This is a genomic window from Peribacillus tepidiphilus (assembly GCF_009466385.1).
GTDB classification, from domain to species: domain Bacteria; phylum Bacillota; class Bacilli; order Bacillales; family DSM-1321; genus Bacillus_BN; species Bacillus_BN tepidiphilus.
This window is the reverse complement of the sequence record NZ_WIAQ01000052.1, coordinates 1-8,619: the sequence shown is the minus strand read 5'-3', so window position 1 is coordinate 8,619 and position 8,619 is coordinate 1. Positions and strand designations below refer to the sequence as shown.

Here is an 8,619-nt window from a genome sequence, read left to right as displayed (position 1 = left end):
AGCTGATTTAAGACAAATTCAACTATTTCACACAGACCGAGGAAACGAGTTTAAAAACAAGACAATCGATGAAGCTTTAGATACATTCGAGATTAAACGGTCGTTAAGCATGAAAGGTTGCCCATATGATAACGCAGTAGCCGAAGCCACATTTAAAATTATCAAGACAGAATTTGTAAAAGGTAAATATTTTGAAAGTTTAGAACAGTTAAAGTTGGAATTAGAAGATTATGTTCATTGGTTTAATCATATAAGAATTCACGGATCACTGGTGTATTTAAGCCCAATTGAATACAAAATAGAACACCTTAAAAAAATTGTCTAGTCTAGTGCTGACATACCAACATAGATACAATGTCTCCGAAATTGCAAGTAATCCTTTTATGAAGAACAACACTTTAGCCAAGTTAAACTCTCATTCCATTAGAATTAATCTTTAGTTGTCAGAGGAACAATTCACACCTATACTCTTTTTACTTCCGGGTGGTAGATAATGGTGTAACAAAAGTGGGACAATATCCTTCAATGGCTTCAATAGAAATCCATACCATTGAAAAATACCGAAAAGTACTTAGCAATGACTATAGAGACTTTTCAAAAGCAATAGGGTTATTTTCTCATGGGGTTGGTGCTGGTTCCTTCGTCTATCTGAGAAGAATCTTTGAAAATCTCATAGAGGAGAAAAGAAAAGATGCTGCTGAAAATTCTACATGGGATGATTTACTGTTTCAAAAGAGTAGGATGGATGAAAAAATCCAAATATTAGAGGAACATCTTCCAGAGGTACTCGTGCAAAACCGAAAACTCTACAGTATTTTGAGTAAAGGGATTCATGAAATGACAGAAGAGGAGTGCCTAGATCTATTCCCTGAAGTAAAACTTGCCATCGAACTTATTTTAGATGAAAAAATATATCTTCTGGAGCAGCAGAAGAAGATTCAATCTGTTAGCAGATTTGTTGCTGCAACCGTAGAGAAAATCAGTAAGAAAAAGTAGTCGGGAGATAATGCTATGTTTAGACACGCACTTTCTTTAGTCAATGAACATATAGGTTCAAACCTGCAAACTATAACAGGTGATGAAATCTATGACCTCAAAAATGGCTTTTACGAAAAGACAGTCGAATACATGAAAAACTCAAAGAATCTTACTGGTGTAACGGAACTCTTGATTAACATGTTTTTACGACATTTCATCTCTACACAAACTATACCATTACAGATTGACAATCAAACAAGATTGAAAGGTGAAAATGGGCATGAAAATGAAATTGACATTGCAATTCTCAGTAAGTCAGGAGTTATTAAATACGGTATATCCATAAAAAGAAAAATAGGTACAGCCACTTGGAAAAAGCATGAAAAAAACTCTGCATATTGTAATTCACTAATCAAACGTTATGTTAGCAAGGGAAATCTTATCCAAGATTTATTTCGATTAGAAAATATTAAAAGAGGAAAGCATGGAGTATTTCCAACAGTGACGATTATATTCGAAGAGGTGGAAAGAAAGGAACTAGTTACAATGTCAAATATTGAGCGAGATTTTCCGCTCCATATCTACTCAGAACAAGAGCAAACTCAACAAACTACAAAAAAGCACCCTCAGGGGTGCTCTTTTTCTGAAATTTCAGACTCAATGTAACATAAAGAAGGTTCTTTCTTAACCAAGTAGACTTTCTCCCCTTTTACTGATTAGTTTTTGAGAGACCTCATCGTATAGCGCATTTTGATTTCCTTTAAGAACGATATACTTTTTATGACAATTTGTGCAAAATATGCGTTATTTGATATAAATTTGCATTACTCTGAGAAACTGACCAGAAGGGAGCCACGTTTACTTAGGGGGTAAATCCCACCTATCTCTCCTCAAAATAAATTTTAAAGGAGAGATTTGCATGACAGTTGTAAGAAAACATTTCAGAAGAGACCATTGGGTGAGAGCACATTTTAGAAAGGGGACTTGGATCCCTAGACATCGTCGTAGTGGCTCTATTGTGGACCAACATCTAAGAAGGGCTTAATCTTATTCTTTTCATTTGTACGTTGTTTGTTAGAATCAACCAAACTCATATTCTTAGTGTTATATTTGTTAACCCCCGTTCAAATGACGGGGGTCCTTTTTTACTAGACTATTTCTCTTCCTAGAAAACAGTACAAAAAGACTTAAAATAATCAGTCTCTTATTCTTTAACCACTACCCAGATGAGAAAATTTCTCTCATGGAACAGTAAAGCATTACGCTGTCGCTTAGTCTTTACGTTGTCTGGCTATCCCATCTTCCCCAATAGTATAAGTTGGGGATACCTCGTCATAACCTGCAAATTCGGGAATTTTATAGGCATTTTCACTTGCGTTTACTCTTTTTTCCCTATTCTTCTTTACAGTTTTATTGTGGATTTCAACTTCCTCTTTGCGCCACTCTTCCCAGGCTTCTATGCTTCCAAAAACGCTGATTATTCTGCTTCTATCATAGAAGTTTTTATACGGGTTCAACATGAGGAAGTCATATCTTTGGTAATGGAAAAACGTTGGTGCATCTTTAAACTTTACTTCTCCCCCAGTGATGCCTACTCGCCTTTTTACAAATCCTTTAGGCTTTTTTTCCATAGGAGACACATCCTTCATTTTAATCTTTGCAAAGGTTAGAATCACTTAATTTCCATTCTGTCCAATATTTTCACATTTGAGAACATTAAACCTTTTGAGATTCTTCATCTTTGAGATATGAAACAATTCTTTCGCACTGGGATAAAGTAGTCTAATGTACTTTGGAGGCTTCAAAATCCTATGAAGTCCAAGAATCTGTTCCCTTTTTCACTTATTGTTATACTTCTTACATCAATTGTTTCTCCATTATCTGTACTCCAGTTAGTCCTTGCCTTTATAAGCCCCATCCTTTTTAGTTTAGTATCAGAGGCGTCAATTAGCATCTCTTCTTCAGAACCAAACGCTGCAATTATCGGTCTTGCTTCTGTCCTTCCCGATAAGGACACCAGTCTCTTCAAATCCATTACTCTCAATTCCGTTAATAAATCGAAATAGTACAAAATTAAGTCAGTATCCTTAATGTCGTTCTTCACACAGTTTTCAAAACCCAACACAAGAAATTCCGCTTTTTCATCCTCTTGTTCGTTCATTATTTTTTCGAAGACCATCGTTCCTACTTTTTCTGCAAAAAATTCAATATCACTCTTGGATATAGATAAAAATATCTCTCTGATTTGATCCTCCAAAGCCAGTAACCTACTGTTAAACCGTTTGAAACGAGCGAAATTTACCATTGTCTGAACTCCCGGAACAAATTCCCCAGTAGCATTGGCTACATCCAATACCATATCCTTTGTTTTTTCAAATAATGCATTCGTGTCCATCATTCAGGGGCTACCCTCCAAGTCTAACATTTTAACGTACTAAATCCCCCGCTTAAACGGGGGAAACTTAGACGAGACTACTATCCTTCTCAAACATTTCATTAAATCTACGTTGCCACTCATTATCGAAAACTACTTGGAATTCTATGACCTTCTCATCGAACTCTAAACCAAGTTCGTTCCACGACATTTCCCTACCCAATTCATTACACAAGTCGAAGATGTCCTGTTTATATTTCGTATCATCATTTTTTAGATGAAGCCCCTTTGTTTCTATTACGTAAACCGTGGAGTAACCATTTTCTCTCTTTTGGTGAGCCCTAGCCAAAATAAAGTCTGGAAAGATCTTGTTCTTCTTCCATCCTTGAACAAAGTAATCTGCTCTTGCCATATTACGATACCACCAAAGCAGTTTCTCCTGTTTATCAAGATAAATCGCAACCTTCTTTTCTAGGTCATTGAAGTCATCTTCAGGGAAATATTCAAACAACGAAAGTTGAGTCGGCTCGGCATTATCACGTGTAAGCCTTCTTTTTGTCTCCTTAACTTTTATTCTAGTTGGTAAGGTATATCCAGTTGTCTCCTCTATAAAGAAACGTATGACTTTATCTTGAATCAGTTTTCTAAAGATACCTTCTGATAATCGGTCCTTCTCATTCTGGACTTGTTTCACTAACTCTTCCACAATAAAAACTAGGTTTGCTGCTATCGTTTGGTCATCGTATTCTGCCCTAAATCCCCTAATGACATTTTCTGCCATTTCATATGCTATCCACGGATTTGGTACAATGGAGAGCAAGTGTCGAGTCATAAAGACATAATCGATTGTAAGTCCGGTAATCCTTTCTCCACCTGATGTCTTTTTAAGAACTTCTTTTTCATCCTCGCTTAGATTTACGTTCAACCACTCATCCTTTTCAGAAGTTGATGCTAGTGTTATCGTCTTAACAGGTTCCAAGTTTACCCTCGTCCAATCAATTCTAGACACTAGGTCCATTTCGTAACTTATTTCGCGCCATCTGCCATCTTCTTGAATAACAAACCGAGGAAGAAAGATTTTCCCTTCAAAGTGTTTAAACTTTTCTCGATATTTGATTTCAATATCTTTTGATTGAGGTCGCTCTTCACTTTCCACAACGCTACCTGCTAAATCTCCCATACCTTCATTTGTTAATCCTGTACGAATTGCATCTAGCACTTTTTTAGAGGATTGTCGGTAGCAATATACATAACATTCGTCCAATTCTTTCATGCCCGTTTTCTTGGCATATGGTTGGCGAAGCACACGTCCCACTAACTGAGTCATGGCGGTTATAGCAGAAGAGTTTGTTAGAACAGACAATACATATGCAAAGGGGCAGTCCCAACCTTCCTGAAGGGCCTGCTTGGTGATAATATATCGAATGGGACAATCCCTCGAAAGCAGGTCTATTCCTTCAATGTCATCTTTATCACTAGATTTAATGGCTATTTCGTCTGGAGAAATCCCACACTCTTTGATTAAATACTCCTTGGCGTCTTCAGCGTGTATAAAGCCTTCCCCACGTTGATTATTACCCGTTCTTTCTACTTGAATGAGTGCGATAGGACGGATGTATCGTCCTGTCCGAGATTCATACTCAATAGCCATATTTTCCAAATAATTACGCATTTCCACACTTGATAGTAGTGTATTTTTCCATTCAGTGCTTGCCTTATTGATAACATGTAAATCTAACTTTATCATTTCTTCTTTGTTCAAGTCTTGTCCTGACACAGAAACAAGTATATTGCTAGCAGAGGGCGGAGTTGCTGACAGTTCCACAACGATCCGTGGATTAAAGCCCCGAATTGTTTCTTGGGCTTTTTGAGAGTATGCCTTTTGTCCCTCATCTATAATGATGATAGGTTTTAAGATTCTTAAGGTATTCCCAAGAGATGTTTTTATTTGCTTTCCAAAGAAACCGTCTTCCCCTGTAAACACATCAAGGTTAGGAATTTTCTGAGTAAGATTCTCATGTTTTGTCGGATGGTCTTCCGGCGGAAAAAAGTTTTCGAAACCGCTAGCATCCTGAAACATCTTAAGAGTTTCCTTATTTTGACGATTTGCACTTGGCAACATCAAAAGCATGATACATAGGTTTTCTTCTACTTCTTGGGATGTGAAGTAATCACTTTTTTCCAATATAAGTGTTCTACCCCCGCTAGAAAGGTCAAGGGTCTGTCGATAAGGATGTTCCCGGTTACGCAATGCTGAAAGGGTCTGACGATAAATCTGATTGGTTGGCACAATCCAAAGAATAAATCCTGTCTTCTGGTTTGTGTAGTGATTCTGAATATAATCAATGGTGTATGTAGCAAGTAGCGTTTTGCCTCCACCTGTGGGAACTTTTAAACAAAAATTAGGCAAATACTCACCAATACCGTTTTGTTTAGAGTTAAAGGTTCGGTCTGAAACCATCTCCCATGCTTTTTTTGTAAAATCGGAATCATACTCAGGATCCAAATCTTTGAACTTATCATATTTACCCTTTTGAAGTGAAAGAGCCTCCAAATAATGCTTTATTTGAACCAACGTCTCTTTTTGGTAGTCTTTTAATTCCATGGCTCTCATCCCTTTATGCGATAGATTTCAAATGGAAGTTGTGAGAATTCGATTTTGTAAGCGTGCAAGTACTCTTGATCTAGGTATTTCATCGGAGCGAACACAAGACGTTTTTTATTTTTCACCTCTCCTAGACTTTCCGCTACTTCAATATTTAAAGAGGTCTTTTTCAAGTAATCCATGTTTGGTCGATAAAATAAAACACTTCATAGTCATTACTTTCTCCTATAAAGTTTCTTTTTTGGTCAACACTCGAAGGGTCAAATTCCTCTCCTGTTGCAGTGAAAAATATGTATCGAGCAAGGTCTTCATAGGTTGGTAGACTTTTCCCATGAAGAATTGCCTCCATTTCAATTGGCTCTCCAAGTGAAAAGAAAGAGAATGTTCCTCCAAGACCATTCTTTAAATAATCTTTTTTGGAGTTCGGAATCCCCCTTATTACTCTCCTAATCCGTTCTGCAGTTACTTCATTTGCATAGTGTTCAAGTTCAACCAATATAAATCGCCTTGGCTCCTTCTCTGGTTCTTCTTTGTTAAGTTCCAAAACCGCTTGCCCAGTAGTCCCACTTCCAGCAAAACTGTCCAGGACTATATCACCTGGATTAGTTGCTATTTTTAGAATTCTCTTAATCAAAGAAACTGGTTTAGGTGTTTCAAATGGAGGAGAGTCGAATATTTCCTTTAACTCATTCCTAGCCATTTGATTATCGCCAGCATCCTCCCTTGACCACCAAGACGAAGGAACCATGCCCCCCTGTACTTCACTTAAAAATCTCTTAATCGAAGGCACATTTTCACCATTTTCTCCAAACCAGATACGGTTTTCCGCAATCATTTCCTGTAGTCTTTCTTTAGAAGTTCTCCAACATCTCCCTGCAGGAGGATATACAACTCTACCGCTTGGGGTCTCTATCGGATAGTCATATTCCTTTGAATAGGTTTTAACAAGTAAATCACTAGACTTCCATGGCCCACGAGGGTCATTATCTCTATTTTTATATCTGCTATTCTGTTCTTTAGTTCTTGGAAGTAGATTCCGCTTCCACCCCAATGTTTCGTCAGTATTTTTCACATAGCAAAGAATATGGTCATGCATATCGGAGAAAAATTTAGCATCATTTTGAGGAGAGTACTTCTTTTGCCAGACAATGTTACTGATAAAGTTCTCTGGTCCAAACACATCATCTAGCAGAATTCTAAGATGATGTTGCTCGTCGTCATCTATACAAACAAAGATTACCCCATCTTCAGCACGCAAGTCCTTTAATAGTTTAAGGCGTGGCATCATCATAGAAAGCCATTTGTCATGGCGAGTTAAATCCTCTTTATCTACAATTTTTCCAATCCAATCCTTCATCATTGGTGAATTTACGTTGTCATTATACATCCATTTTTCATTTCCAGTGTTGTAGGGTGGATCGATGACAATACATTTTACCTTCCCTGAGTATGTAGGCAGTATCGCTTTTAGTGCCTTTAAGTTATCCCCATGAATAATGAGATTATCGTAAAGACTAACTCTCTCCGTATGGCTTTTATCATGATGAGGTATCAATTCATGATATTTCACTCCGAAATGGTGGTTTTGAACAAAAGACTTCCCCTTAAACTGTATTGTAGGCATTCTATCATCTCCAATATTTACCGGTCTAGTTATCTTTAATTATACAAAACTCGACAAATATTACCATTGGATTTCAAAATATTTCATCTTTTACTGGACTTTTTTATCAGACACTTTCAAAAAGGTTGATTCAATCTGCTGATAAAATTCCCAAAAACTAGATTTCCCAAACAAAATGTAGTATCTACGAAATAAGAGTTGCTGTCATGGCAAAACTTTTATTTTTCATGTTAAAACTACCATTTGCTTGAAAAGGGATTTAGGATTTTTCCAATAAAGCAGTCAAGTTGCAACTCTTGATAGATGTAGCCAACCATGATAATGGAAGGTAGATAGGAGGATCTATAGGGTGAGGAAGGTTTGAACCAGGGTGTATGTATTACTACCCTAGCAAATTAATTATTCACCAATTAAGTGAGCATTCCACCGAAAATTTACGTCCATGCTCAATTCTCTTCTTTTCGAGGAGTAGACCAAAGGTATGTTCCTAAAACATACTGATGAAAAAAAACAAAAACAGGCTTATTCAACTTTCCCTTAGAAAAATGAGCCCTCCATTCATGCGCTATAATGTCTGTGTTTCAACAAAACATTGATATTCGGTGATCCCTATGCGTCTCCTAATGCATTTCGCGGAGATCCCGATATATCCATCATTGCAAGAACAACCGCTTTGGATTCGGGCTTGACGACTTCATTCCAGGTCTTAAATTTAAGGTCATCCTTATAAATAGGATGAAACTTCGGTTGGCCGCTTAAAGCATTACGCTTAAAGGCCGTAAGCATGGTTTTCTTTTTATCGATATTGCCCATGAGCCCTGTTTTACGGATATCATTGAATTCAATGTTCTCTACAAAATTTACATCCAGCTCTTTTCGCTGCAGGTTGGGAAGCTCTAGCTGACTGAACAAAGCTTCTTCAATCTCCATTAAAGATACCTCAGCCTCATAATAATCCTCACCAGCTTGGTCTCCGGCACCCTGCCCTTTTCCAGGTCCTTTCTGCTGAGCTGATCCATCACGGGCCACTACATCGCC

Annotated in this window: 7 protein-coding genes and 1 pseudogene; 3 read left to right on the top strand and 5 right to left on the bottom strand. The window is 37.4% G+C overall.

What is annotated here, in order from left to right; genetic code table 11:
• From GD441_RS16415 to GD441_RS16405, 3 genes are all read left to right on the top strand, one after another.
• Nucleotides 1–325: IS3 family transposase (locus GD441_RS16415; protein ID WP_153127487.1), on the top strand; the 325-nt coding region annotated here is incomplete at its 5' end.
• Nucleotides 326–507: 182 nt separating this feature from the next.
• Nucleotides 508–996 (top strand): hypothetical protein, encoded by a 489-nt coding sequence (locus GD441_RS16410; protein ID WP_153127486.1) that lies wholly within the window; start codon nucleotides 508–510, stop codon nucleotides 994–996.
• A gap of 15 nt (nucleotides 997–1,011) precedes the next feature.
• On the top strand, nucleotides 1,012–1,644 hold the full coding sequence (locus tag GD441_RS16405) for a hypothetical protein (RefSeq protein ID WP_153127485.1): 633 nt from the start codon (nucleotides 1,012–1,014) through the stop codon (nucleotides 1,642–1,644).
• A 605-nt stretch (nucleotides 1,645–2,249) separates the two neighbouring features.
• Here the strand turns inward: GD441_RS16405 and GD441_RS16400 are convergent.
• The 5 genes and pseudogenes from GD441_RS16400 to GD441_RS16380 form a co-directional block, all read right to left on the bottom strand.
• Complete coding sequence (locus GD441_RS16400) at nucleotides 2,250–2,609, bottom strand: hypothetical protein (protein ID WP_153127484.1); 360 nt, start codon at nucleotides 2,607–2,609, stop codon at nucleotides 2,250–2,252.
• A gap of 170 nt (nucleotides 2,610–2,779) precedes the next feature.
• Entirely contained in the window at nucleotides 2,780–3,376 is a 597-nt protein-coding gene (locus GD441_RS16395; protein WP_153127483.1) for a hypothetical protein, read from the bottom strand.
• Between the two features lie 64 nt (nucleotides 3,377–3,440).
• Nucleotides 3,441–5,957 carry a DEAD/DEAH box helicase gene (locus GD441_RS16390; RefSeq protein ID WP_153127482.1) on the bottom strand — a complete coding sequence of 839 codons (2,517 nt, stop codon included), beginning with the start codon at nucleotides 5,955–5,957 and terminating at the stop codon, nucleotides 3,441–3,443.
• A 169-nt stretch (nucleotides 5,958–6,126) separates the two neighbouring features.
• Nucleotides 6,127–7,581: a site-specific DNA-methyltransferase gene (locus GD441_RS16385; protein ID WP_225434280.1), complete on the bottom strand. Its 1,455-nt coding sequence runs from the start codon at nucleotides 7,579–7,581 to the stop codon at nucleotides 6,127–6,129.
• A 636-nt stretch (nucleotides 7,582–8,217) separates the two neighbouring features.
• Nucleotides 8,218–8,619: pseudogene (locus tag GD441_RS16380) on the bottom strand (DUF444 family protein); the annotation flags it as partial.